Here is a 26,577-nt window from a genome sequence, read left to right as displayed (position 1 = left end):
AGGAGCTATGGAAGATGGAAAATCTTTATCAGAACGACACGTAAAGGAGCGTATCTCATTATACAGCCGTATGGGTAATGAACGGCAGTATTTCGACATTCAAAAGCTGCAAAAATCGTATGAGAACCGACAGCAAGCCACCCAACATAACAGAACCCAAGGGGATCTTTATTATGCGCAAGGGGTACGTACGGGATTACCACATGCTTCCTATGAAACGATTGCTTACCAACGGGAACAGGAAGACCATGACAATCGCAGCAAACTTCTAGCGCAGGCTAAAGCCGTTTACAACAGGGGACATAATTTATCCCGTTGGTTGAATAAGGAGGCTATCAATACGAATGTGTCTATAGCTCCTGTAACCCCTACGAGACAACTGCACAAGGCTAACAGGCTGAGTCCGTATTTTAATGCCCCTGTTACTATAAAACGCGATTTTAATAAGGACATACAAAAAGACATTCCTAGATAGTAATACTATTTCACCATTTAAACTTACGCTTATGAAAATAATAATGATAGATGAAGAAGCTTTTTTTGAGTTGTTTGAACGGGTAATCAAACACGTAGAAGAAAATAATGCGCAGCAGAAAAAAACGTGGCTCACTACCCCTGAAACCCTGAAAGCATTAAATATTACCTCAAAGACCACCTTACAAAAGTACCGTGACGAAGGAAAGATTCGTTTCACGCAAATCAGTCGCAAAGTCATACTCTACGATGCCAGCTCGGTTGAGGACTTTCTACAACAACACGCCCAAGAAACATTTTAACATTTTTATTCATCTTTAATTCAATACCTATGCGATTTTTTAAAACGAAAAGCCACGAGGATATTTTAGATACGACGTTATATGAACTGCCAGACAGCAAAGATAAAATCAGCTATGCCGACGCTAATGAAGGTACGGCGGTTTTTGGGGCTACGGGCAGCGGGAAGACAAGTGGTGTTGCCAACTATATTGCTAAGGCGATGCTGCAACAGCAATTCGGTATGTGTATTTTATGTTCCAAAAAAAAGGAACGGGCAGATTGGATACAACTCATTGAGAAGCATGCGCCTGAACGAATGAAGGATGTAGTTGTCCTGAACAAAGAGAGTCATTTCCGTTTTAACTTTTTGGAATACGAGATGACTCGTACTGGTGAAGGTGCTGGAGATGTACTCAATGCTATTGAAGCTTTGATGGGGTTAAACGAACTGAACCGAGTGTATTTATCAGGGGGTGAAGGTGGAAAGGATGAGCGTTTTTGGGATTTGTCATTGCGCCAATTCATAAGTCGTATTATTGCGACACTTCGTTTGGCTGGGGAAGCGATTAGTATTATCAATATGCGGCGTTTGGCGGCGGATAGTTTTAAAGGGGATGAGGCGGAACAGTACCAAAGTTTGGAAGCACAAGCGTTCAATGAAAAAATTGATCCTGTGAAAAGGGAGCTGGCTTCAGCGCAATTACAGGAATGGATTGGCCGTAATTATTTTTTAAGGGTGTTACTTTCGATAGTGCCTAAAAATGAGGAAGAGCAAGAGGAAATGAGCTTAATTACCAATTACTGGTTAAGGGAGTTTCCGAAAATTGGGGAACGTGCCAATAGTATTATTCTGACTAGTTTTATGGGGATTGTGCAACCGTTTCTGAATAAAGGGATTTTGAAATCGCATTTTTCTTCGGGTTTGAGTGAGGCTGTTTTGCCTGAAAATTGTTATCTAAAGAATAGTATTGTGATTTTGGATTTTCCGGTGAAGGAGTTCGGGGTGGCGGCATTGTATGCGGCGATGATTTACAAAACGACTTTTCAAACGTGTATGGAGCGTAGGGATGTGGAACTGGAAACTGACCCTAAGCCGGTAGGGTTGTTTATTGATGAATACCAACAGTTTTGTTCGTACAAATCGGATGTGCAGTTTCAGGCTACGGCGCGTAGCTCGTGGGTGGCTACGGTGTATATTTCGCAAAATTTGGATGGGATTGTGAATGTAATGGGGGGTACTAATGCGCAGGAGAAGGCTAAGAGTTTACTGGGGAATCTGAACTTGAAGTTTTTTTTTAGCAATGGAAATTATAGTACGAATACCTGGGCGGCTAATATGATTGGGAAACATCTGGTTGATTATGAGAATTTCTCTATGGATGCGGATCATAAAATTACTAAGTCTAAAAATCAACACAGGGAATATCGTATTACTCCTGATTATTTTACGACGCTCAAGACGGGAAGAAAGGTTAATAAATATATTGTGGAGGCTATTGTGTTTAAGGCGGGGAGGACGTGGGGACGGGAGCAATTGAATTTTGCGAAGGTGGGGTTTAGACAGGGGTGAGTAGATAGTATTTTGAAATGCTTATATCACGAAATACTCTAATTCTTTTCAAAAAATACCCATCATTAGGTATTAAAAGTAAGGTTGCTTATATCTATATTTAGAAAATAAGATAGACTATAAAAAAATATAAATGAATTGGAGTAATATACGACCCCTACAAGGCTCTCAGCAAGAAGGGTTTGAAGAACTTGTTTGTCAGTTAGCCCGAAAAGAAAAAATTGAAAATCAAAAAACATTTATTAGAAAAGGAAAGCCGGATGCTGGAGTAGAATGTTATTGGGTTCTTGAAGATAGTACTGAAATTGCGTGGCAAGCAAAATATTTTTTAACAAGTCCTAATCCTAATCAATGGTGGCAAATAGATAAATCTGTAAAAACAGTATTGGACAAACATCCTAATTTAAAAAAATACTACATCGCTATTCCTAACGATCCAGCCGATGCAAGATTAGAAAATAAGGAATCTATGCTCGATAAGTGGAACGAAAGAATTGAAAAATGGAAAGGCTGGGCTCAAGAAAGAGAAATGGAGGTTGAATTTTTGCCATGGTGGTCTTCTGACATGATTGAAAAATTGCAGCATCAGGAGAATGCGGGACTTACGTATTATTGGTTTAATAGAGAAGAATTTACTGATGAATGGTTAAAAACCAACAATGAATTAGCTATTAAAGCGCTTGGAAAGCGATATACACCTGAAATCCATGTTGAATTAGAAATTTCAAAGATATTTGATGGAATTTCTCGTGATGAACATTTCGAAAAACAAATAACAAATCTTTTAGACACGCTTCTTATTCGATATGGTAAAATATACAATAAAAATGAAGGTGAAGAAAAGCTTTTAAGAGTCCTGGAGGAAAATATTATAGAGTTCCGAAAGCTTTTCGATAGCAATAGTTTTCAGGGCATATCTACAATTGATTACTCAATATTTTTGGAAAGTATTAAAAATATTTCTGAGGCTTCAGATAAACTTTATGAATTTTATACTACGATACAGAACAATAATGAAGGAGAAAAACACTCAAATAAGTTTGGTAATGAGATTAATAGGCTTAATGAGTTTGATTCTTCTTTAAATGCTTTAAAAAGCTTTTTTTTAAGTAAGACAGCAAAATTATCTAACTTACCTATATTGCTTATTGAAGGTGAAGCTGGAATCGGAAAGTCACATTTATTGGCTGATAAGGTTGTAAAAAGAACACAAGGAGGAAAAGGAAGTCTTTTGTTATTAGGACAACATTTTGTGACAGAGGGAGACCCTTGGGTACAATTATCAAATAAACTTCAGCTTAAATGTAACAAACAAGAGTTTCTGGGGGCGCTTAATGCAAAAGCACAGGTTTCAGGAAATCGTTTTATTATTTTTATTGATGCTATTAACGAAGGAAAAGGGAGATATTTTTGGGGTGATAATTTAGCACCATTCATACATCTAATATCCCAATATGAATGGTTGGGATTGGTACTTTCAATACGCTCCTCTTATGTCGACCTAATAGCACCAAGGGAACAAGGCTTAGATGAAAACTTAGTACGTTATATACATAGGGGCTTTTTGGATATTGAATATGAGGCTTCAAAACTATTCTTTGACAATTTTGGAATCGAATTACCTAGCGTGCCTCTTTTGCATCCTGAATTTCAAAACCCTTTGTTTTTGAAACTTTTTTGTGAAGGCTTGCATAAAGCAGGATATACCAGAGTACCCGGTGGTTTTCAAGGTATTAGTGCCATTATTGACTTCTTTATAAATAGTAGTAATGATAAATTACAAAAACCTTCAGAATTAGATTACCCTAAGAATATTAATATTGTAAAAAGAGCTATTGAAGCTCTGATGAAAGAAAAACTTGAGAATAACCGACAATATATCGAATATGAGAAAGCTTATGGTATTTGTGAAATAATACTCAAGGATTTTTCTTCAAAGAGGAATTTAGTTGATGCCCTTATATCGGAGGGTGTGCTCTCTAAAAATATCTTTTATGTTCAACAAGGTAAGCATGAAGAAGGAGTGTATCTTGCCTATGAACGCTTTGAAGATCATGCTTCAGTGTCTTATCTGTTGAATCGAGATATTGACTTGGAAACAGAGTTTTCCAAAGAAGGTAGCTTATTCCAGTTTATCAAGGACGATAGTTCCTGCTATACAAATAGAGGAATAATTGATGCTCTTTCTATTCAACTACCTGAAAAATATTCTAGAGAGCTATACGAGTTCACTAATCATTTAGGCAACGGTGGAAAATATGTTATTGCAGAATCTTTTGTAGAAAGTTTGCTGTGGCGTAAAATTGAAACGATGCACGATGGATTGCATGATTATATAAATGAAGTTGTGCTCTCTTTTCAAGGTACAGGCGATCAATTCTGGGATACTATGGTTGCAGTTTCAGCAATACCAAACCATCAATTTAATGCGTTAAGCTTACATAAGAACCTTTTTAATCGATCCATGGCAGATAGAGACAGCTGGTGGTCTTCTTCTTATTTGAGTCGACAAATGGAGTGGTCGGGTTCAGTCAAACGTTTGGTTGAATGGAGTTGGAGTATTGAAGACAGAAAATATATCTCCGATGATTCGATTCTTTTGGCTTCAATTGCTCTCACTTGGTTTTTGTGTTCCCCTGACCGGGTACTCCGGGATTCTTCAACCAAAGCACTGGTATGCTTACTGAAAAACAGGCTGTATTTAGTTGTAGAGCTGCTGAAAAAATTTGAAGGGATAAATGACCCCTATATCTATGACAGACTTTTTGCCGCTTCCTATGGAGCTAGTTTAAGAACTGATGATACTAAAGCCTTGCCAGAGTTATGTAATTATATATTTGAAACAATATTCAATAAAAAAGAGGTGTATCCGCATATCTTATTACGGGACTATGCTAGGAGTATAATTGAATATGCCAACCATATTGGAATTAAATTGGATTTTGATATTGTAAAAGCACGTCCCCCTTATCAAAGTGTTTTTCCTGAAGAAGCGCTTACTAATGAAGAACTGGATACTCGTTACAAATTAGATTATGATAGTAAAGAATATAAAGACTATCATAGAAGTCAAAATGTTATATTACATTCGATGACAACTGAATATGGACGAGGCACCGGAGGATATGGCGACTTCGGGAGATATACTTTTCAAAGCGCCCTTAGAGCGTGGAATATTAATCCAAACGTACTGAGTAATAAAGCCGTAGAATGGGTGTTTGAAAAATATGGTTATGACGTTGAAAAACATGGCAGATTTGATAATAATATTCCTTGGACAGGAAGGAGAGCAAACGGACTTGAACGAATTGGAAAAAAGTACCAATGGCTCGCCCTCTATGAAATTTTAGCAAGAGTCGCTGATAATATACCAGATTTTAGTGATAGAGGAAGATATTGGGATGATGAGGAAGAAAGTGATAGAAAGTATGATGGACCTTGGGAGCCCTATATCAGGGATATTGACCCTACTCTATTAATCAAAGACACGGGGTCTGTAAATGAGGACATACCAACTGATTTTTGGTGGATAAATACAGCTCCGATAGAAACAGAACTTTCCGATGACCAATGGATTTCTAATGAAGGGGATATTCCTGACGCAGGAGAAATTATTTCTGTAAAAGATAATGATGGTAATGAATGGTTAATACTTGAAGGATATCCCGAATGGGCAGAAAAGAGACAGCTTGGTGAAGAAAAATATGATGTCCCCCATAAGCGTATGTGGTGGCAAATTAGAAGTTATCTGGTGAAGGAAGAAGATTATAAAGAATTTATTGAATGGACAGATCAACAAAATTTTTGGGGTAGATGGATGCCCGAGAGCAGAGATCGTTATGAACTCTTTTATAGAGAATCATATTGGTCTCCGGGTTATAAATTTTTCCAACAAGATTATTATGACGGGATCCCTTGGAAGAAAATCCGTAATCAAAATTATCAGGAAGAAGAATTTGAAGTAATGGTAACAACGGATAGCTATATGTGGGAGAAAGAATTCGATTTCTCAAAAGAGCAAACTATACGAATATTTAAACCGACACAACATATCTATGAAAAAATGAATTTGTTCCATTCTGAAAAAGATGGAGAGTTTATTGATGAGAATGGTCATTTAGTATGCTTTGACTCTTCTGTATATAACAATAGTAAGCAATTTCTTTTAATAAAAAAAGAAGCATTTTTAAAATACCTTGAACAAGAAAAGTTGAGAACTGTATGGACAATGATTGGGGAAAAACAAATAATTGGCGGTTCACTTGGAAGGTCTCATGGTCGAAAATTCAATCTTATGGAATTAAGCGGAAGTTTTAGATTAGAAGCAAAAGCAATTACTGGGAATGTTCAGACTAAACTAGAATAGTTATTAACATCATAAGTGTTTATTTTCCTATAGTGAAGACCAGGTTTGAACCTGTGACCTCAGGGTTTTATAATTTTATGATATCACGAAAATTTATCTATAGGTGAAGATCATAAAATTACTGAATCTAAAAATCAGCATAGTGAATATTGAGGTAATCCACATTTTGTCAATACATTGTGTTTTATCTTTAGGGATTTAAATATATATAATTGAGATATGCCAAGACAAGAAGATTTAATAGGTACGCATCCCACACCTCCAAATATTTTTGGAAAATGGTTGGCAAGTACAGACCATCCAGAAACAGATAGCCAGTGCCACCGTAGTTTAAGTCCAACTCCAGATTTGTCTGAAGACGAACTTATCGACTGGCTGGCTGATAAAATAATTCTTCATCATTACAACGATAACAAAGTTGAGCGACTCAAGAACAAATATGGACAGTTAGGTTTTGCAGAATATGCTGAAAATATTCGTATGATTCCTAATGTAGACAAAGTCCGTAAGGGAAATATGACTGAAATTATTTTGTGTGAATATGTTTTAAGTTCTACCAATAAGCCACTCATTAAAACTTTCAGATTTCGGTACAGTACCAATGTCGATCAATCAATGAAAGGAGATGATGTTTTGATGGTCGATTATGATAATGAAGCAAATGATATTGAGGTGTATCTTGGAGAAGCAAAGTTTCGACAAACCCCAACGCCACAGGTTGTCAAAGATATTGCCAAGGCACTTTCTACCGATACCAAACCTTTATCCTTTACCTTTTTGGTTGATCGCCTTTTAGAATCTGATGCTACAGCAGAAATGGGAAATCGTTTAGATCAATTCGTTGTTGAGACAGTAAAGCAGCAAGGCAGAATAACCTATTCAGGATTGCTTCTTAGTAAAGAACCCTGCGCAACGACAGTGCAAAACCACTTGGATAGCGATAATCAAAAATTGGTATTTCTCTCTTTGGGTGTCGCAGACCCAACTGATCTTATGAATAAAGTCTTTACCAAAGCAGAAGAAAAATTAGCTAACCCTGATCAGATATGAGTATAGAGAATACATTAGAATCAGTTGCAAAACTAAACGAGGACAAGTATCTCCAAAACCAGGTAGCACAGCTCAATGCACGATACATTCTGCTAAATACCGATGAAGAAAAGCAAAACTTCCCAAACTATAGTGTCAAAGATGAAGAGATGACATTGTTGGCATTTCATTATTTAAATCTTGGTTGTAGATTAGCAGAGCAACAAGCAATTCTTGAAGCTTCTCAACCTCTTGAAAGAGGTGCGCAAATTTTGGAGTACATCTATGGCTCCAAAAACAATGAAACTAATTTTAGGAATTACCATGTACTTATTTCTGGTCTTGCTTACTACTCAGCATTTCAATATTCCAAGTCATTTATTCTGATAAAAAAGGCAGAAAACGAGACCACTATCGCCAAACTATTAAATATGTTTTTAAGTCGCCGTTTTAACGAACTTCAAAACGATATCAATACTATTATCATTAACAAAGATTACATTAACTTGAATCGTAGTGATCATGAGGACGAGACATCTTCAAGGATATATGAGATTGTAATTGCACGTTCTTTATCTAAAGTTATTAGCTACTTAAACTTTGGTAATCAAACCTTATTGGAGCAAGCAAAGGAAGAGTTGGAAACTCTAAAAGATATAGCTAGCCTAAAAGAAGATGTAGATGTTTGGTGGACGATACGATTGATCCTTATTATCCTCGGAGGTGTTGAACGCGCTTCTTTATGGAGTGTGTTAATCCATCATTATAAGGAGTTGCCTCCTTTGGTTTCAAATTTCATTTTTTCACACGTTTTTGCAAAGAGAACCAAAGTCCATGAGTTCTTTACTACACAACGAAGTGCATTAGAAAAGGTAATCAATAAGGATGATGGAGTTGTTATTAGTATGCCAACAAGTAGTGGTAAAACACGTATTGCAGAAGTAGCAATATTAGATACTAAAGTAAAAGACACAAACTCTAAAATCCTGTTTATTGCTCCCTATAAGTCTCTGGCTTTTGAAATAGAAAATGATTTAGGTAGAATCTTTACACCGATAGGAATAACAGTCTCACAACTCTATGGTGGTAGTTTATTTAGTAAGATCGATGAAAAACTTATTCAGGACACTGATGTAATTATTGCTACCCAAGAAAAAGCAAAAGCCTTATTTAGAAGTGATAATGAACTTATTAAAACTATCAAACTCGTTGTTTTAGATGAAGGACATCTTTTAGGAGGTGGAGAACGAGATACAAGAAACGAATTGTTTATGGAAGAACTTCGCTTTCATATTCATAAAAAAGGAGGAAAATTTATTGTGCTTTCAGCAGTTTTACCAAATCCAGAAGACCTTTCTTTTTGGCTTACTGAGTCTGACGATAATGTTTTTGACAGTGACTGGAGACCTTCAGAAGAGCGGATGGGTATATTAGAATGGACAGGAAAGAGCGTAAACCTTAATTGGCTTAGTGCCGATGATGAAAGAAACTCATTCAACAATAGGTTTGTCATAGCAGAAAAACAACCGAGAAAGCCTCGTGAACGAACTGATAAATATATCCCGGGAGATAAAAATGAGGCCGTTGCAGCTACTGCTATAAAGCTATTCAAATTTGGGCCTGTGCTTATTTATGTTGGATTGAAAGCATCAGTCTTTACTATGGCAAGAGCATACAAAAAAGTACTTGCTAACGACACTCCATTCCCGTGGAAGAATCAAAATAATTGGCAGGCATTTGAACTTGCTTGCATAGAGTTTGATGGGGATGACAGTATTTGGCTTCATTACGCAAGGTTGGGCATATTGTGCCATAACGCTAATCTTCCATCCGATGTAAGAATCCCATTAGAAAGATTAATGCGTACCGAAAGACCACGAGTTATTATTGCTACGTCTACTTTAGGGCAAGGAGTAAATTTAGGGGTATCATCTATTATTTTTGCCACGCTTCAAAAAGCTGCTGAAAAACTATCTTATAGTGATTTTTGGAATATTGCGGGACGAGCAGGAAGAGCATTTGTTGATCAAGAAGGGAAAATTCTGGTTGCACTGGATAATTCTAAAAGAAGAACTTTAAGAGAGCGTCATAAGGTAACTAGAACTCAAAGGTCAATTGAAAAGTACTTCAACAAATCTAATTTACAAAATGCTAAAAGCGGACTCCTATGGTCTATAAGAACCATAAAATATTCATCAGCATTTTCAGAAGGAGTTAGTTTTGAGCGACTCTTGGAGCTTGTTGCGGAAAATGACTTTTCAGAATTAGAACATAGTGACGCTTTTATCAATGAATTAGATATTATTGATGATACTTTACTTGCTTTACATCAATTAAACCATAATGAAATTGATCCTACTGATGTTGTTTGGGTTGAAGAGTTCTTTAAAAAGTCCCTAGCTTATTTGCAATGCGCCAAAGACGAAGAGGATACTTTTATCAAGGAAGAACAGATCATCACTTTTATAAAGGCTCGTATAGGGGGGATTTTAAAAGCCGTGGGGCAGGATTCAAAAGATTGGGATGCACATATACGCTCTGGAATTCCGCTCCAAAGTGACCTTATTCTTGAGGCATCTTTACAGGAGATTATAGAATTAATTGATGAGTTCTTTTTGGAAGAGGATTATTCAATTGGAGCGAAAACTGGATTGCTTTCTTTTATAGAAAGCATTGTAAATCAGACACCAGTTCTACAAGAAGAGTATCTCCAAAATGAACGATTAAAAGAGATAAGAGAACTTTGGTTGGCAGGGAATTCTATGACCGAAATTAAAGCCATTCAGAATGCTTCTGTGGTTGTGAACCAACACTATTCTTTTAAGTTACCTTGGGTGTTAAATGGAATTGCAAAAAAACTTCAAGCCTTAGAATTAGAAAGTCACTCACAACTGTTACAAGAGCTATCTATACTTAGTGAAACTGGGCTACCAAATTTAGTTGCTGTTAAGGTATATCAAGCTGGCATTAGGTCTCGTCAAGTAGCGATTGAAGTAGCCTCTATGTACGATGATGATTCTTGGGATAAAGGAATTTCATATTACAAATATGACATTATTAAAAATGCAGATTTCTATAAACTACTTTTATCTGACGATACCGCAAAATGGATTGATTTGTTCTTACAATATAATGAGAGGGAACATATAGTGATAAACGAAATACCTCCATTCTATTCTGAGCATTTATTAGGTTTAGGGAACGTCATTTTATTTCCTAAAACCATTAATAAAGAACATCATTTAGTAAGTTCGGATTTGACTGTTATTGTACCAGTCAAATCTGTAGAGGGACTTTACTTGGCAGAAGTAATTGATAAAGAAGGGGTGTATTTTATCCAAACTGAAGATGGTTATTGGCAGTTAAATGTTGCCAACCCTAACATAGAGATTAATAGGATTGAGGAGGAGGAGTTTTAAATAGTAATTAAATTTAGTTATGAATTTTAGAAATCAAACAATAGAAGAAAAACTTGGTAAAGCATATACAGAACATGAAGCCTTTAAAAGGCTTGATAAGTATATTTCTTTTTACAAGTCACTATCATTTAGTATTATGAACTGGGTTACTCAAGGTACTAGGGCAATCATAAATATCGACACCTATGCATACTCATCTATTCAAGGGACTTTGGAGTCTATTAAAATAATTTTAGCAAAAGGTCGAATTAATGATTCGTATGCCTTGCTTCGAAAGTATTATGACTCCACTATTATAAATGTTTATACGAATCTCTACCTAGAAACAAAATATAGCTTTGATAATTTTATTGTAGAAGATATTGACCAATGGATAAAAGGAGAAAAGAGTATTCCTTCATTTAAAGCTATGTCTAATTTCATCAAAAAAGAAGCGTCTATATCCGTTTTTACGGAAATGATATATAAGGATAATAGATATGTTTCTATTAGGAAAAGATGCAATGAAAATATGCATTACAACTCCTATGCGAATCTATTATTAAATGATAATGAAATTTATCGTCTGGACAGGATTAAAAATCTTGATGTGTTTTTGAAAGATTTGAATAATTTGTTCATTCAACACTTCATGTTTGTATTTTCAATTAAAGAGCATTATATGATGTCGAGTGAATATATTGACTACAGAGATATGGGAATGGAACCACCAGATGATTCTCAATATGGGGTAGCATCATTTATTCAAGATATATTTGATAATGTGATTAAAGTAAATAGAAACGATATTGCAGAATTGATGGCGCAACATACTTCGATGAAGTTAAAATAACGACTATTTTTTCTTCTTATCTGGATATTGGCAGATAAAGATTATGAGATTTTCAAACTCTTCAATTGGTAATATAGTCACTTTTTACCCTTCTGAGAAGAGATGCACTATTTACATTAAAAATGTGTTTGATTTTAAATGGAAGTTGCTTTTCTAGTTTCTTATCCAACCATTCCGTAGGCTGATAATCAGAATAGTATTTTAATACAAGTTTTGAATATATTTTTTCTATCTCTACCAAATCTCAATATTTATTAGTTTTAATTCAATTTATCTCAGAAAGGAGCTCAATCAAGTCCATCGACTCTTCCTCTAGCCAAATATCATCTTGAATTAAGATATTGATTATTTCTTGTTGTTGCGCAGAAAAGTCTTCACTTTTCAAACCTGAAAATTCCTTTTTACGCCATTTACTTTTATGGTGTGGCGAGTTTACGGGTAATGCATCATCTAATGTAGTAGGTGCGATTAAGGTTATTTTTTCCCCTTTTTCTTTAAAGATGTCTTTTATTCTCGAAAAAATAGATAGTCCGTGATGATCCCAATCGCAAAAGTAAAATAGAGGTAATTCTATTTTTTTGGCAGGAATTTCTTTTAAAGGGTTAGTATTGTTACCACCTACGTACCATAATTCTATATTATTCTGCTTGTATTCGTAGGGTACTTTTAAGCAGGCTATATTTTCGCAAATAACAACTAATTTAGGATTTTCACAGTCTACTACAAATCGCCATTGAGCATTCTTAGGGTCTTTCTCTGGGAACTCGTCAATATCTAGAAGCTGTAAAACTGCATTGCGTAAACTGGGCTTATTCGCTAAGTACTTTGCACCTTTGCCTTTAAAAACTCTTGCTGAAAAAGTATATTCAGTTGTAAGGTTCTTTTTAAGTTGGTCTTTCTGATAATAAATAAAAGCCAAACTTTTTAAGTCATCTTCGTTATAGGTTTTGTGCGCATTACTTTCTAATCCGGCTTTTTCAAAGAAGTTGGAATAGTATTCAAAATAGTTCAAAAATTCTTTTTTGTAATATGCCTTAAAACCACATTTGGCTTCTAAAACCTTCGGATTACCCATTTTGGGTTTTATCAGCTTTTTTTGCTTCATTAGTATTTGTTTAATGAAGCTATTATTACCAATCTTCAAGTTGGTCTTTTCGTTTTTATACAGTTGGTTAAGACCAATCAGATATTTCCATTCAACATCTTTTTTCATTCTTACTTAAACTAAACATATTAGCGATTTACGCATTAATTGCTATTATTCTCAAAATCTCCAAATATTGGAACTGGCTCATAATTTACCTTGTTAGATTCTTCCAGATTATTATGAAGCAAATAGATATACTGGTTCAACATATCTACTTTATATGGCTGTATTGACAACGATATAATCTGGTAATCATTTTCCTTAGCAATGTCGTAAAGCATATCGAAGTTACTTCCTAGTCCTGCTGCTTCGTCAATAGGCATAAACCTAATGCCATTCCTAACTTTATCCTTAGCTCCTCTATTAATTAAAGAGAGTCTAGCAATACACAAAAGGGCAATCGCTGCATAGGTTTGGCTTGTACTTCCAGGGTTAGTTTTTCCGTGGAAGGATTGAATGGTAAAGTTCAATCCATAATATGATTTTGGATTGAGTAATTCTAAAACTTTAGGTTTTAGGTTTCTAGAACCACCGCATCGATAAAAAGCTTCTTGCATTTTCTCTTCTAGAGAGGTGTACTTTTCCAGTTCGTTTGAAACACCTTGTAAATCATTAAATAGATTATTCTCACTCGAAACTCTAATATCCTCACGTATTTTATCAATAAAGTCTTCCATCCAACCTCTAGGATAGCTGTTTTCAAAATTGATGGACAGTTTTGCTCTGTGACCGCCAGTAATTGTCTTATCATCGGCATCGATGAAATCCCTAATCTTTCTTGAGTAATATATCTGTTCGCTTACCTCGGTATTGACTTTATCAACGATGCTCGTTAGCTTTTGAAGCTTTCTAATATTGAGTTTTTTATTCTTGATATTGATATCGTCAAGCAACTTTTTAATACGTGGAATGATCTCATCATCCTCTAAATCTTTTTCCGAAAAAATTTCTGGTGGTAGAATTTCTGAGCATATCTGTTTAAAATCATCTGTTTCTATATAGCGATTTGCCTTTTCCTTCAAAAACTCCTTAATGACTAAAACGTATTTATGATCGTACTGTCTTTGACACTTTACATTAAGTTCATCTTTTGCGTCTAATACTTCGACGGTTATTTCACTCTCATCCGTATTAATTTCTGAACTGATTTTTGGGTGTTCATCAATTAATTTCTGCAAATCTGTTTTAAAGACATCTATAGATTTATCTTCAGATTTTAAATCTTCAATAGCAATTTCATTTTTTGACTCTTTATGCAGAGTCGCAACAAAAGCGTTGTAGAAATTTTCTTGTTGGTTAAGTGTTGTTTTTAAACTCTCAAAACCATCCGCGTCTTTTAATTGATAATTATACTTGGTGATTAACTGTTTGACCTCATCATCGATTTCAGGAATTGAAATCGTTTTTAGATTTGTTTTTAGCCCATTAATTATAGAAGAGTTGTCAGAACGCTTTTTATCAATTTTCTTATAGGTCTTGTTTGCCTTTTTGAATCCCTCATCTATCTTTTCGTCTTCATCAAGTAATTTCAAATAACGCTTTATGGCATCTGCTGTTTCCTTATACAACTCGTGCTTATCAAACTTAGAATTAACACCTTTCAATTCCCAAGACAAAAGGTATGCCGATGGGTTTTCTAGATTATTTAGCAATTCTTTTAAAATCTTCCAATTTTTAAATTCCTTTTCTAAATCCTTGATATCATTATCCAAAGTTTCCTTTTGATTTGAAAAATATTCCTTGATTTTATCTGAGTTTCCAGTATCAAATATTGGTTCTTGCACATAAGGAATGTACTCACGGACACCTCCCAAATCCAACCAAAAACCATCATCTTCATCTTTTGTGACTTGCAGGTTTTCAATCAACAATTGTGGATCTGGAATGTACCTTGACTTTATACCATTTATGGGTTCTTTGGTGGTAATATTATCGTTTTGATATTTGTGTACTACACTTTCCTCTTTAGGGCTCAACACCCTTTTAAGATTTAACGCCCAATGCGCAAGTGACGAAGTATCATCTAGATTATTGAGAACCTTTAGTTTCTTTTTCTCTTCAAGTGACTTCTCGATTGTGTTGACCGTTTCCGCTATATTTAACAAGGAACCCCTATTGAGTTTATCATTTTTTCCAAAGAAATTGTAAATACCACTATCTTTTAAAAGCACCTCAAACTCTTCTATTCGCTCAATGTCCTGCTTGTTTTTATGATAATTGTAATAATGCTCTGATAGTTCCTTGCCCGTTTTTTCAAAGTGCTGCATCCAAGAAAAATACTTTTTCAAGTCATTGCTTTTTCCTTGCCATAACATTCTTGCTGCATAAGCTTCCTCAAATTCTTCGTCCAAAGCAGGTATATTCAATTTCAGTTCTTCAACTTTGGTTTCGGCAAAATTTTTAAGCCCAGTTAAGATGTTTCGATTAATGAAAAAGGAGTTTAACCTTTTGGTCATTTTTAGGGTGGACTTTTCAATTTGCTGATTTAAGTAGTGAAATTTTGTGTTTACAAAATCGCTTTGAGCCTCGTCTCTATCTTTTTTTAAACTAAGAAGTTCTTGTAGTTCGGTCTGTTTATGGGTTAACCTGTCAATCTCATTTCTATTAGATTCAAACTGGCGTATATCGCCACTCAATTCTTCAACAGCCTTGTCAAAATCTAACTTAAGCTCTTTTTCCTTATCATTTCCGAAGAGAAATTCCTGAATTTTATCGCTTTTTTTGATGTCCAATGATTCCCTAGAAAAAGCCTGAATAATTTTAGCATAGCTTTTTAAAGACTCTTGGTTAATGGATAAGTCAACCGGAATGATATAATTTTCAAACAATAACTTGTGGAACTTATCTAATCGTGTCCAAGATTCGCAGACACATCCTTTAGTATCGAATATGTGATTTTTTAAATCCTCTATTGGTAAAATGTTGTCGTCCTTCAGAAAATCCGAAAAACTAAGAGCCTTATTAAATGGAAGCAATTCATCTTCTGGTTCAAAATTCTCGCCTTGTTGAATAATAAAAGAGCGTGAGCTTCCGGTACTTTCAAGATATATACCAATAATTACAAATGCATCTTTGTTGATCTCCACATTAATAAAGGCATAACCCATATCTGTTCCTTTGCCATCAGTCCTTAATACCATTGTTTTAGGCTTTCTTGGCTCACTACTATCAGTTGGCGAATGAAATGCGGCAGAACCTACAAAAATGAGTTGCAGAATATCTGCAATCATACTCTTACCAGAACCACCTTCGCCAACAAAGTCTGTTCTAAATGGGTTGAAATCATAGTCAAAGGATTGATGATGTACGATGCCCAGAGTGGATAATCTTTTTATTCTAGGGTATCTTTTCATTTCAATTCATTTAGGGTTTCGTCTATATTATTTATGTGGTCTTCGTATATGGCAATCAATCTATCAAAAGCCGGCAATAGGTCGAACTCGTCATCATTTAATGTCACCCAACCTATTTTTTTGAATTCTCTTAGCGTTGATTCCACAGTTGAGTCTATGGTGTCATCGTTTAAATTTCCGGGGTTGGTATTTCTAGATTTTGCAATCAATCTGTAAATACCAGGCTTTAAATCTTCATAGTCAGTTCTAATCTTCTTTTGCAGATCTTTTACAGAAACCACATCTATTTGATTATCAATGAAAAAAATCTTGTAAATAACGAAGCCGATTATAACGTGTTCGCTCTTCATATGATATCTATGTCCGGCGTCTATTTGACCCCTTGTATTACCTATAAAATCCAAAAAGTAATATCCTCTTATTTCCGTTCCACCAAAAGTCAATTCAACATTGAATAAAGACTGGTAGTAAGCTTTTAAGCTATCTATGTTAGAATAAATGTAGTTGTAGAATCTTGCTTGGCTTCCTTCCCTTTGAAAATGAACGCCATCTTTTAACATATAGTCCAAAGGGGCAAATAATTCTTCTGTGTCAAGGTGGTCTAAAAACTTTACTCTTATATCTTTTGTATGTTCATCTTCCATAAACTTATATGCTCTATTTTGCTATTGGTCTGTTTGGTCTTATTCATTTTGAAATCAAAATTTTTGGATTTACGTGCTTGTTGTATTGAGCTGTAGATTGCACTTACAGCTATCTGTCCATCATTTGTTTCTTCCATAATCTTGAAAAATGTTTCGGACAAATCAATGCTGCCCCTTAATTCTATTTCGGCAATGATGTATTGTTCCCATTTTTTAATCAAATCCTGTTGAGTGAGCACCTTTAAAATACTTTGTGTGTTTTCCTCAATCTTCACTTTGTTTGATTTATAGGAAACTCTCTTTTTGGGTTTAGAAGGGAATAATTCTCGTTCTCTCTCAACTATGGTAAAATTGGGTGTGTCTATATGTAAAATCGGATTTTCAACCACCTTTGGAAGAAGGGTTTCCTTTTTGCTGGTCACGGTACTTTTATCCAATAGAAAGTGTAGAAATTTTTCAATTTTACTATTAAATTGAGGTCTATTTAAAATAGAGAACAAATGCCTAATCTTTGGCTGAATTCTATCGAGTTTTCCATCGATAGAATCTAACCTTTCGTTAAGATATTTGATAAAGAAATGAACGTCCGCAATTAAATCGTCAGCTTCAGAATCTGTGTCCTCTCTTTTTTCTAGAATTGAGCGTATCACTTTAGTTTCAGAATAGGCTGCCGCTAATTCTCTACTCTGTTCTTGGGCTTTATCTAAATTACTTTCTACCTTTCGTAAAAGGTCAATAAATTTCTTATCGGAATTGGTAGTATTGTTTTTGAGCTTATTTACAGATTCTATAATTTGTCTATCTAAAAAATCTACCTGTTCTCTAAGGTCTGGCTTATATTTTTTGAACTCAGATTTGAGCCAAAATTTTAAATCCTCTAAGGATTCCCTTTGTTTTAATGAAGCGGTAAGATGACTACAAATCTTTTCAATGTGTGTTGGACTAAAGTTACCTTTTAAAGTTTCTTTTGCATAGGCATAGAACCTATGTGCATAATCCTTAAAATAATATTTCTGAGTTTCTTGGTTGTAGTCTAAAAAATATTCCTGAAGGTCTTTTATGTGTTCGCTATAAATCTCTTTTGGATATCTTTCGTTGGGTTTACTTATCTGGGCGAAAGCATTGTGAAGATCTTTTTCGACAAACTTTCCGTCAGGTAAAGATTTGTCTTCAATTTTCTCAAATAAAACCATAACGGCTAACCCAACTTCTTTCTTTGGGAAGAGTAGTTGGTAAACACCAGGTTCATTAATCTCTTTTACAAAGTCAAAATTTATTTTATCGTTTTCGTTCAATTTTTATATCAGGAATTTAAAAAAATTTCTCATAAAGATAATTAATTCATATTGTATCAATTACGGTTATCCATATTTTTATAAAATAGACCTTTTTACGTAAACACAACATTTGGGAATGACTCCTTTTAATTGCCACTAAATAGATTTTGTTTTTATATTGTTTTTACAACAGAATAAGGCTTCACATTTCTGTAAAGCCTTGATAATACCAGTGGTGGGAGCTGAACTCGAACCAGTAACCCTCGGGCTATGATCCTCTAGTATTAAAGTAATTCCCCCGATTATAGAAAAATCACTATGAATCGATAGTAATAAGTACAATCTAAAGAAACTACTACAAAAGTGTATCAATCATTAAAAGTACAACTCTACGGGTACATTTTTTTTAGACCACAACCTTCCCTACAAGCAGAAATATATTAAGCGATATTATGGCTAAAATTGTTGTACCAATGTTGTACCTAAAAAAACAACCACACTCTAAATACAGAGTATGGCTGTTTTTTTTGGAACTTAATGTGTTTTATCCTAGTTTTTCATCATTCGAAAGGTTTACGAGAGATCACAAAAACATACCAAATAACTACATTTAAAACCACGTTTTGTTTAACCATTGTTTAACCCCAGTAATCAAAAAAGGCTTCTGATTTCTCAGAAGCCTTGATTTTCCTAGTAGCGGGAACTGGACTCGAACCAGTGACCTTCGGGTTATGAGTTTTATAACGCAGTTTTACTAAAATTCAATTTCTTTATTAACAAAGTCTTAGAGTATTGTTGTTATTGTTGTTTATTTAAAAAAAATACTCAGAACTGTACTCAATAATTATGGTTGTTATTTGGAATGAAAAGCTGTTTGCTTTTCAATAAATGTGTCTAATAATGATTCAAAGTTTTCAAAATCAGCATCATTGAATTTCTTATAGTTATTGTTTATAATCGATTTTACTGTATCTTTTGATAATTGTATAAAATCTTTAATTTTTGTTTTTTTATTAATATCCTCTAATAAGATATTTCTATAAACATCGATAGGGAAATAATCTTCCATGAAAAACTCCTTATTTTCTTCCCAATTTTGCGGTGTTGTGTGTGTCATTGTCTCTACATTAGTCATTGGATTTTTTTTTAAGTATTTCTGAATACCACTTACGCCATCCTTACCAGATTGATCTTTATCAAAAGTTGCTATACAAAACTGTGTTGGTTTTAAGTTTGGGGCTACAATTTCTCTAAATATTGCGGGCACATTTCCTGCACCGCCACAATTGATGATTAAAAAATTAAAATTAGCATATTTATTTCTCTTTAGCTTATTTAGTCTGTCTATTGCTTCGTTAATATAGAGTAGATCATTTTCACCCTCCACTAGTAATATATCTTTTGCTGTACTTAAAGCTAATGTTGCATCTGTTATAGAGAACTCACCATTTGTAAGTTCTGTTAATGCTTTTACTTTATCCAGTATTATTGCCTCTACACCAGTATCTTGAGATTTCTTTATAAGTCTAATATTATTCTCGTCGATACTATTTAATATTTTGGGAGAATGTGTAGTAAACAGCGTAAAGCAATTTTCTTTATCAATTATATCAATAATATCTTTTTTACGCTCAATGTGTATATGTGCATCGGGCTCATCCAGTAATATTAATGTTTTGTCGTCTGCTAATAGATGAGTAATAGTATAAATTAAGATGAGCTTTTTTTCTCCTTCGCTTAGTTTTTTAACATCAATATCATTAAATTTTATTTCAGTATTTGTAATAATTTTTTCGGTATATATTTTTGCAGATACATTCTTTACAGGCATTCCTGTAATAAATAGAGCGTAAAACATTTCTTTAATTATATTTGTACTTGTAAATGTTTTATAACTACTTAACTGGATTTTATCTATAGATATACTTCCATTGCTGGCAGATTGTGTTTTAACCAATTCTTGAATAAATTCGATAGCTTGATTAGTAGGATATGTGTTAATATTTTTAAGGTCAAATGTAAACTCTATCCTTAAATTTTCTACATCTATTTTTAATATATTCTGTATGAAGTTTTCTATTATCGGATCTTCAAGGCATAGCAATGCTATTAAAGCGAATTCCCAAGTATATTTGTTGATATATAATAATTTAGGCGCGGCAAAATCATGTTTTTTAAGATCTCGAAAAAAGCTAGAATAACTATCAAAATATATATCTCCCCACATTCTAAGTTCTTCGCCACTATAAGAAGCTATAACATTTGTGGGTAAGTGATTATAATGTGATTTTTTAGGTACATCGGTAGCAGCTTCACTACCTTCATTAGTAAAGGACATTTTACCATTGTCTACAGTTACTATTTTATCATCAATCTTATACGATATATTATACTTAAAATTAATTTTTTTATCATGATATAGGCTAGAGAAAATAAGACTTACGGCCTCCAGTATATTACTTTTTCCTGTGCCATTTAAGCCCATTAAAGCAGTATAGGTAGTACAGGAATTAAAATCAAAAGAAACTTTAGTTTCGTCTAAGAGGTTTTTATAACCTTTTATTTTTAGGGTTAGTAATTTCATTGTTTAGTAATTTGTTGTTAGATTATTTTTTAAATATTATATTCTCAAAATCGATAATTGCTTGTTCTCGTAAGTTTTCATATTGTTTCTTCAGTGTTTTTATCTCCTTACGTAAGTTTTCTATATTATCTATAATCGTTTTCTGAGTATTAATGTCTTCAATTATAGGGAAATGTATTTTTTTTAGATTAGTTAAACCTAATTCTGTTTGTTTTGTAGATTGTGCAGATTTGACTGTTTCAATTTGGTTTTGACCATAACTAGAGTTAAATATTTCTACAAAATATTCAGGAAGAATATATTTTTTGTTTAGACGTAATAAAAGAATGTGGCTATCATACAATAAATTATTTTCGGTATCTCTTACAACTGTTGATCTTCCGATTGTACCATCCCCAGTTGAATTAATTAATATATCCCCAGTTTTTGTTAAGAATTTTGACTCAATTTTTTCTAACCATTCTTTTTTGACTGATTTCATATATTGAGTATCAATATAATTCCATCGGATACATTTTTGATTCAAAATATAGCTTTCGGATTGATCGTATTTTGGACTTTTACCTCTAAATAAATCGATATATAAAAACTCATTTTTGTTTAAACTAATAACGCTGTATTTTGTGGATTTTAAGGATAGAAGTTCAGTAGATCTGCCATAACCCCACTCTTCCATATCCTTAAACTTTACAAAATGTAACCCTTTCTTAGTCTCTTTTTTCTCCGTTTTTTGTATTCCTAGCTCGTTATATAAATAGGTTTCTACTTCAATTTCTTTGGCTAAAGCATCCTGTTTTGCTTGTGCAGCAGTAGCTATTTTTTGGTTATAGGCAGCTACTAATTTTTCTTGAGTTATAATGTTAGGTAAGCCTTGCTTTTTAGCATCTGCATCATTTAATGGGGGTAGAGGTATCTGAACATCTAAAAATTTTTTAAGATCTATTCTTTGCCTATTTGTTGTACCACTACTACAACTCTGTGCAAATTCTGTGAATTTTTTAGTGGTTGTAATTAATAATAAAAATTGCTCTAGAATAGTATTAGTGTCAATTTCATAGGTCGGGAAATCGTTAGTAACTATAGCTCCATCAAGTTCTTCTGGAATTATTCCCATAGCACCATTTCTGGCATCTATTTTAGATATAATGAACTGTCCGCCTTTTACTAGAAATTGTCTTTTTGTACCTATGTTTTTTCCTATTTCTGTATTTCTTAATATAACGCCACCATTATTAATTTTTACAGTTACTCTCTTATAGGTTTTATTATCCTCTATAACGATGATATTATTGCTTTTTTTAAGAAATTTTCCAATTTTCATTAAAGGAAATTCCTTATTATAATTAAAATGATTCCCAATTAAGTGACTAGGACTCCAATTATATAATTCAGAAAATTTTATAAAACTGATATTTTGCTTTGTTGTAGCTGCCATTACCATTCTATAATTTGAATTTCGGCACTGTTTTTAACACGCTCTACTTTACCTGTTTTACTACTCCATACATATTTAAAGTTTGGTTTTTGTTCTTTCCATAACTCATTTTTAATACGGTAAGGGGTATACTCTTTTTCTATATCTATCAGCTCATTTTCTATTATACTACCTGTACTGCTAATACCTGCTTTTTCTACTGTTGCAATAGGAATTTCATAGTCAAATTTTTCTTTTACTATTGCCCTTATTTCAACTTCTATCTGCTCTTCAATTTTCTTTTTTTGCTGGCGTAGTTCTTTTTTAGTAGTTGTATTTAGGGCTTCAGCTCCTTTTAGCATAAGTTTTTCTTTAATACTATTTAACTCAGGTGCATGTTTTGCCTTTACATCTTTAGTAGCTTGGGTAGTATAGTTTTTCCATAGCCTATTTTCTTCATCAGTAAATTTCTTTAAAAATACTAAGCTCGATTTTACTGTAGCACCACTTTTCATAAATACATCTTGTGGTATAGAGGTTATGAGTATAATTTTTGCTGTACTTTCAAAGTATTCTCGCACCTTAGCTAGGTTTTGAGTATTTAAAACTCCTTCTGGGAGTACGATACCTAAACGCCCTCCTGGTTTTAATAGGTTAATGCAACGCTCTATAAACAATACCTCTGTAAGCCCACTCATGCCTTTTTTACCTATGTGTAAGGTGTTAAGTAACGGTTCGTCTATGTTATTGTTAATTTGTTGCATAGCTTTAGTATAAGTGCTATCGCCATACATTTTTTTGTAACGAGCTATACGGTTTTCATCTGTAATTTGATCGGCTTTGGTAATTATCGAAGACTTTTCTACCCTCGAACCAAAAGGAGGGTTGGTTAAAATAACATCAAACCGATTTTCGAAAATACCATTAATGTTCAGCAAGCCATCTCTATGATGTACACCACCATGACCATCGCCATGCATTATCATGTTCATTTTTGCAGTACGTGCCATGCGGGGGTTAGCATCTGTGCCAAAAATACAGGTAGATGAAAGCTTTTCTAACCTTGAAATATACATATCGGTTCTCCTTGCCCTATCTTGTTCTTCTCGTTTTCTTATTTGGGTTTCATAGCTTAGTTTATGTATAATCTCGTTAGAAACTTCATTTAGTGCCTCAACATCTTTTGTGGCTTCTGCTATTTCATCAAAAGCTGCGTTTACCTTATCTTTTTCAATTTTTATTTCTTGCTCAATTTTATCTCTTACGTGTTCAAAGGCTTTAATAAGAAAACCACCCGACCCACAACATGGGTCGCATATTACTTCATCTTCTTGCGGGTCTAAAACCTCTATAATAAAATCAACTACCGTTCTCGGGGTAAAAAACTGACCGAGCTCGCCTCTAAAAGTTCCTCCCAAAAACTCCTCAAATGCTATACCTTTAACATCGTCTGAAGTAGTAGAAAGGTTATACTTCTGTAGCTTTTTTACAATTTCTTTAAATGAGCCTTGTTTAATCCTTATTTTATCATTTTTATCAAATAGCTCATCATCTTCAAATTCGTCTTTGGTTAACTCAAACCAATAATCCATATAAGGAATATCGTCTTTAGGACCATTCCTTTTTACATTAACAGGGCGTATGTTTTTTTCGTAGTTACGCTCTTGCTTTTCAAATTGATTAAGGGTAAAAATATTATCTTCATCAGGGTTACGTTCGTACCTTATTTTCATAAACAATATTTTGCTTATTTCATCAAATGCAGCCTCTGGAGATAATTTATCGTTATTTCTAATAACATTATGACACTGAAAAAGTAGTTTAGAAAACTCATCTCTTTCAAAAGCCTTTGTTTTTGCTAATAGTTTAAGGACTTCGTTATTACTGTTAGCTTCTGTAGCATTAGGTATATCTAAAATTTCGTCACTCAACGTTTTAGGAGTGATTTCTAAGTTTACCTTAAATACTTTAGTTTCTTTTTCATTAGTAGTAACAAAAAAAGGAGCGTTGGCAAATCGGGCATAATTTTGTCCCTGATAATAGTCTTCAGTTGATATGGTTATATAATCGGCTTTACATTCTACTACAATAATGGGGTTAATGTTTTTTAATCGATCCTCTTTACTTCGCCATATAACAATATCGGCACTGGCACGCCCTGTACCTCTTTTAGAACCCGTTAATGTAACTTCTTGTTGCATTTGGTCTAAAGAGTAACCGTAGTGGTTTACTAACCTACAAATATATTTTTGCCTAATACGTTCTTCGGGGGTTAGTATTAACTCTTTGCCTAAAAGGGGAGCATATATTTTGTTTCCCGTAATTTGTATTTCTAACTCCATTATGTATATCTATGAGTATTCTTATTCATGTTCCGGTTTATAAATCTTCCATGTTATGATGTTTGACTCAGTTGTCTTAATATGTTGGTCATTAACATTTTTGATTAGATATGTTTGTTTTCTAATGACTGAATTAATTCAATCAATTTTTCTATAGTATCATTGTTATTGTCACTGAAATTTATAGAGTTTCTTAATACTCTTATAACCTCTTTTGAAGAGTAATGAACAATATGAGTATCTCGTGAGGGGTCATAATTAAATCCTCGAGCTCTTAAATCCTTATATTCTATTTTTTGTGAAAATGGTTCATTTAAATAAATACAACAATATTCTATTTTAGATAGTTGTATTTTTATTTCATTTGTTTTGTCATGTTCAGGTTCTACGATATATAGTTTAGTTGCTCTACGTAGTTTTTGCTTTGTTTTCCAATGCATTATAATTATTTAGTATTTTTTAGTTCTTCAGTTGCAACAATAGTTGGGGTGGGGTGTTGTACTGGTATTCTTATTCTTATTCTTATTCTTATTCATGTTCAGGTTTATACACCGTCTATGTTATGATGCCTGACTAAGTTGGCTGCGCAGGCTTGCTATCAGTTCCTTTTGGGTTTCGATAGTTTCGCGCTGTGAAGCAATTATTGCATTTTTATTGTTATTTATTGTTTCTGTTGCAATGTTTTGTTGCAATGCTTCTTTATTATTGTTTGCTGACTGTGAAAGATCTGAATTAATAAAATCATCAATTGACAGTTCAAAGTGACTACATATCTTCTGTATTAAGTCTATTGGTGGGTTACTTCTGCCCCCTGTATATGTATTAATTGTAGATAGACTAACGCCAAAAAGGTCTGCAAATTCTTTTTTTGATAAAAAATTTTGTTTGCATAAGTTATTGATATTCAGACCTATTTTATTGCTCATGTGTACAGTTTTTTATAAAATATGTACAGATTGTTTGTTTTGTGTACAAATTGTATTATGTTTGTATCTATAAATATAGACAATAAATTATTATGGCAAAGCTGAAAGAGACTACACGAGAGCGAAAATTGCGACGTAATAAAAGCATATTGCAACAGTACAATGACTTAAAGCAACGCATGACGTGCCGAAAGGCGCAACCTATTTTGGCAGATATGTATAATGTCTCTGAAGGTACAATCAAAAAAATATTGTTTGACCCTACTTATTCCTGTTCGCCCCTTGCAACTACCGTTGCAACGGTACAGGAATAAAAATCATGCCAGTTTAAGTCACTTTTGAATAATGCACGCAGAAACAGCATATAACGTAATCCAAGCACTCCCAGAGGAGGAGAAAGCGCGATTATATGAAATGCTCGATAAAGTGCGTAAGCCTACATTAAAAGTAGAGAAAGAAAGTAAACACTGGAGTGTAGAGGAGTGTATGGATGCGCTGCTAATGAAATTGACTAAAAGAAGAGAAACGATGCTTAAAAATAAAAGACAAGCAGAAACTGAATAAAAAAGGGGTGGGAAACCATCCCCACCCATCCTAAAAAAACCAAATACACCTGCGGCAACAGGTGTATAGATTTTAAGTAAAACAAATATAATAAAATACGCTTACAAACCATTGCAATGGTTGTTGCAATAATCCTAAAAAAACCAAATAAATATGAAACCCAAAAACTTCACACCCATTAACGGCTCTTAGTAATTGCTAGATAAACAACGGTTTATCGTCAATAAGTATTCAAATTAATGTATAACAATACTGGATGCAAGTAATTGCAACTCTCCCTTGATGCTACCCCCGTATTGGCGGGGTGGCGGATAGGTTAACCTGCAAGTTATTGCAACTATTAATACTATAACG

18 protein-coding genes are annotated in these 26,577 nt (G+C 33.8%); 9 read left to right on the top strand and 9 right to left on the bottom strand.

The window, feature by feature from the left end:
* The first annotated feature begins 7 nt into the window (after positions 1 to 7).
* The 7 genes from DVK85_RS01480 (at position 8) to DVK85_RS01450 (ending at position 11,972) form a co-directional block, all read left to right on the top strand.
* Positions 8 to 475, top strand: a complete 468-nt coding sequence (locus tag DVK85_RS01480) for a hypothetical protein (RefSeq protein ID WP_114676736.1) — start codon at positions 8 to 10, stop codon at positions 473 to 475.
* 31 nt (positions 476 to 506) lie between these two features.
* Positions 507 to 776 carry a helix-turn-helix domain-containing protein gene (locus DVK85_RS01475; protein WP_114676735.1) on the top strand — a complete coding sequence of 90 codons (270 nt, stop codon included), beginning with the start codon at positions 507 to 509 and terminating at the stop codon, positions 774 to 776.
* 29 nt (positions 777 to 805) lie between these two features.
* Positions 806 to 2,326 (top strand): type IV secretory system conjugative DNA transfer family protein, encoded by a 1,521-nt coding sequence (locus tag DVK85_RS01470; protein ID WP_114676734.1) that lies wholly within the window; start codon positions 806 to 808, stop codon positions 2,324 to 2,326.
* Between the two features lie 133 nt (positions 2,327 to 2,459).
* Entirely contained in the window at positions 2,460 to 6,692 is a 4,233-nt protein-coding gene (locus DVK85_RS01465; RefSeq protein WP_205431341.1) for an NACHT domain-containing protein, read from the top strand.
* Positions 6,693 to 6,911: 219 nt separating this feature from the next.
* The gene (locus DVK85_RS01460; RefSeq protein ID WP_114676733.1) at positions 6,912 to 7,742 is read left to right on the top strand and encodes a Hachiman antiphage defense system protein HamA; all 831 of its coding nucleotides are present in this window, start codon (positions 6,912 to 6,914) and stop codon (positions 7,740 to 7,742) included.
* A complete protein-coding gene (locus DVK85_RS01455) occupies positions 7,739 to 11,140 on the top strand; it encodes a DEAD/DEAH box helicase (protein ID WP_114676732.1) in 3,402 nt (1,133 codons plus the stop codon). The genes DVK85_RS01460 and DVK85_RS01455 overlap by 4 nt, the downstream gene beginning before the upstream one ends.
* Positions 11,141 to 11,159: 19 nt before the next feature.
* Complete coding sequence (locus DVK85_RS01450; protein WP_114676731.1) at positions 11,160 to 11,972, top strand: hypothetical protein; 813 nt, start codon at positions 11,160 to 11,162, stop codon at positions 11,970 to 11,972.
* A gap of 265 nt (positions 11,973 to 12,237) precedes the next feature.
* Here DVK85_RS01450 and DVK85_RS01445 read toward each other — a convergent pair whose 3' ends face one another.
* The 9 genes from DVK85_RS01445 to DVK85_RS01405 form a co-directional block, all read right to left on the bottom strand.
* Positions 12,238 to 13,185 carry a Wadjet anti-phage system protein JetD domain-containing protein gene (locus DVK85_RS01445; protein ID WP_114676730.1) on the bottom strand — a complete coding sequence of 316 codons (948 nt, stop codon included), beginning with the start codon at positions 13,183 to 13,185 and terminating at the stop codon, positions 12,238 to 12,240.
* 35 nt (positions 13,186 to 13,220) lie between these two features.
* Positions 13,221 to 16,472, bottom strand: coding sequence for a coiled-coil domain-containing protein (locus DVK85_RS01440; RefSeq protein ID WP_114676729.1), 3,252 nt, complete (start codon positions 16,470 to 16,472; stop codon positions 13,221 to 13,223).
* Positions 16,469 to 17,116: a condensin complex protein MksE gene (locus tag DVK85_RS01435; protein WP_114676728.1), complete on the bottom strand. Its 648-nt coding sequence runs from the start codon at positions 17,114 to 17,116 to the stop codon at positions 16,469 to 16,471. Before DVK85_RS01435 ends, DVK85_RS01440 begins: the two co-directional genes overlap by 4 nt.
* Positions 17,089 to 18,411 (bottom strand): hypothetical protein, encoded by a 1,323-nt coding sequence (locus DVK85_RS01430; RefSeq protein WP_114676727.1) that lies wholly within the window; start codon positions 18,409 to 18,411, stop codon positions 17,089 to 17,091. The genes DVK85_RS01435 and DVK85_RS01430 overlap by 28 nt, the downstream gene beginning before the upstream one ends.
* Before the next feature lie 835 nt (positions 18,412 to 19,246).
* Complete coding sequence (locus DVK85_RS01425) at positions 19,247 to 20,977, bottom strand: ATP-dependent nuclease (protein WP_114676726.1); 1,731 nt, start codon at positions 20,975 to 20,977, stop codon at positions 19,247 to 19,249.
* A gap of 22 nt (positions 20,978 to 20,999) precedes the next feature.
* Positions 21,000 to 22,412 carry a restriction endonuclease subunit S gene (locus DVK85_RS01420; protein ID WP_127960532.1) on the bottom strand — a complete coding sequence of 471 codons (1,413 nt, stop codon included), beginning with the start codon at positions 22,410 to 22,412 and terminating at the stop codon, positions 21,000 to 21,002.
* A complete protein-coding gene (locus DVK85_RS01415) occupies positions 22,412 to 24,733 on the bottom strand; it encodes an N-6 DNA methylase (RefSeq protein WP_114676724.1) in 2,322 nt (773 codons plus the stop codon). Before DVK85_RS01415 ends, DVK85_RS01420 begins: the two co-directional genes overlap by 1 nt.
* 104 nt (positions 24,734 to 24,837) lie before the next feature.
* Positions 24,838 to 25,173, bottom strand: a complete 336-nt coding sequence (locus DVK85_RS01410) for a hypothetical protein (RefSeq protein ID WP_114676723.1) — start codon at positions 25,171 to 25,173, stop codon at positions 24,838 to 24,840.
* 120 nt (positions 25,174 to 25,293) lie between these two features.
* The gene (locus DVK85_RS01405; protein WP_114676722.1) at positions 25,294 to 25,659 is read right to left on the bottom strand and encodes a helix-turn-helix transcriptional regulator; all 366 of its coding nucleotides are present in this window, start codon (positions 25,657 to 25,659) and stop codon (positions 25,294 to 25,296) included.
* Positions 25,660 to 25,751: 92 nt separating this feature from the next.
* Here DVK85_RS01405 and DVK85_RS01400 point away from each other — a divergent pair, with 92 nt between their 5' ends.
* Both DVK85_RS01400 and DVK85_RS01395 read left to right on the top strand, forming a co-directional pair.
* Complete coding sequence (locus DVK85_RS01400) at positions 25,752 to 25,973, top strand: hypothetical protein (RefSeq protein WP_114676721.1); 222 nt, start codon at positions 25,752 to 25,754, stop codon at positions 25,971 to 25,973.
* A gap of 31 nt (positions 25,974 to 26,004) precedes the next feature.
* A complete protein-coding gene (locus DVK85_RS01395) occupies positions 26,005 to 26,223 on the top strand; it encodes a hypothetical protein (RefSeq protein WP_114676720.1) in 219 nt (72 codons plus the stop codon).
* Positions 26,224 to 26,577 lie beyond the last annotated feature (354 nt).

Origin of the sequence: Flavobacterium arcticum, from assembly GCF_003344925.1 — a bacterium.
GTDB classification, from domain to species: Bacteria; Bacteroidota; Bacteroidia; order Flavobacteriales; family Flavobacteriaceae; genus Flavobacterium; species Flavobacterium arcticum.
The sequence above is the reverse complement of the archived record's forward strand: the minus strand, read 5'-3'. Positions and strand labels throughout refer to the sequence as shown.

Coding starts and splice junctions, on each gene's coding strand:
- DVK85_RS01475 (WP_114676735.1), top strand. CDS start 507: ATGAAAATAATAATGATAGATGAAGAAGCTTTTTTTGAGTTGTTTGAA.
- DVK85_RS01445 (WP_114676730.1), bottom strand. CDS start 13,185: ATGAAAAAAGATGTTGAATGGAAATATCTGATTGGTCTTAACCAACTG.
- DVK85_RS01465 (WP_205431341.1), top strand. CDS start 2,460: ATGAATTGGAGTAATATACGACCCCTACAAGGCTCTCAGCAAGAAGGG.
- DVK85_RS01410 (WP_114676723.1), bottom strand. CDS start 25,173: ATGCATTGGAAAACAAAGCAAAAACTACGTAGAGCAACTAAACTATAT.
- DVK85_RS01450 (WP_114676731.1), top strand. CDS start 11,160: ATGAATTTTAGAAATCAAACAATAGAAGAAAAACTTGGTAAAGCATAT.
- DVK85_RS01405 (WP_114676722.1), bottom strand. CDS start 25,659: ATGAGCAATAAAATAGGTCTGAATATCAATAACTTATGCAAACAAAAT.
- DVK85_RS01455 (WP_114676732.1), top strand. CDS start 7,739: ATGAGTATAGAGAATACATTAGAATCAGTTGCAAAACTAAACGAGGAC.
- DVK85_RS01480 (WP_114676736.1), top strand. CDS start 8: ATGGAAGATGGAAAATCTTTATCAGAACGACACGTAAAGGAGCGTATC.
- DVK85_RS01435 (WP_114676728.1), bottom strand. CDS start 17,116: ATGGAAGATGAACATACAAAAGATATAAGAGTAAAGTTTTTAGACCAC.
- DVK85_RS01425 (WP_114676726.1), bottom strand. CDS start 20,977: ATGAAATTACTAACCCTAAAAATAAAAGGTTATAAAAACCTCTTAGAC.
- DVK85_RS01460 (WP_114676733.1), top strand. CDS start 6,912: ATGCCAAGACAAGAAGATTTAATAGGTACGCATCCCACACCTCCAAAT.
- DVK85_RS01420 (WP_127960532.1), bottom strand. CDS start 22,412: ATGGCAGCTACAACAAAGCAAAATATCAGTTTTATAAAATTTTCTGAA.
- DVK85_RS01470 (WP_114676734.1), top strand. CDS start 806: ATGCGATTTTTTAAAACGAAAAGCCACGAGGATATTTTAGATACGACG.
- DVK85_RS01440 (WP_114676729.1), bottom strand. CDS start 16,472: ATGAAAAGATACCCTAGAATAAAAAGATTATCCACTCTGGGCATCGTA.
- DVK85_RS01415 (WP_114676724.1), bottom strand. CDS start 24,733: ATGGAGTTAGAAATACAAATTACGGGAAACAAAATATATGCTCCCCTT.
- DVK85_RS01395 (WP_114676720.1), top strand. CDS start 26,005: ATGCACGCAGAAACAGCATATAACGTAATCCAAGCACTCCCAGAGGAG.
- DVK85_RS01400 (WP_114676721.1), top strand. CDS start 25,752: ATGGCAAAGCTGAAAGAGACTACACGAGAGCGAAAATTGCGACGTAAT.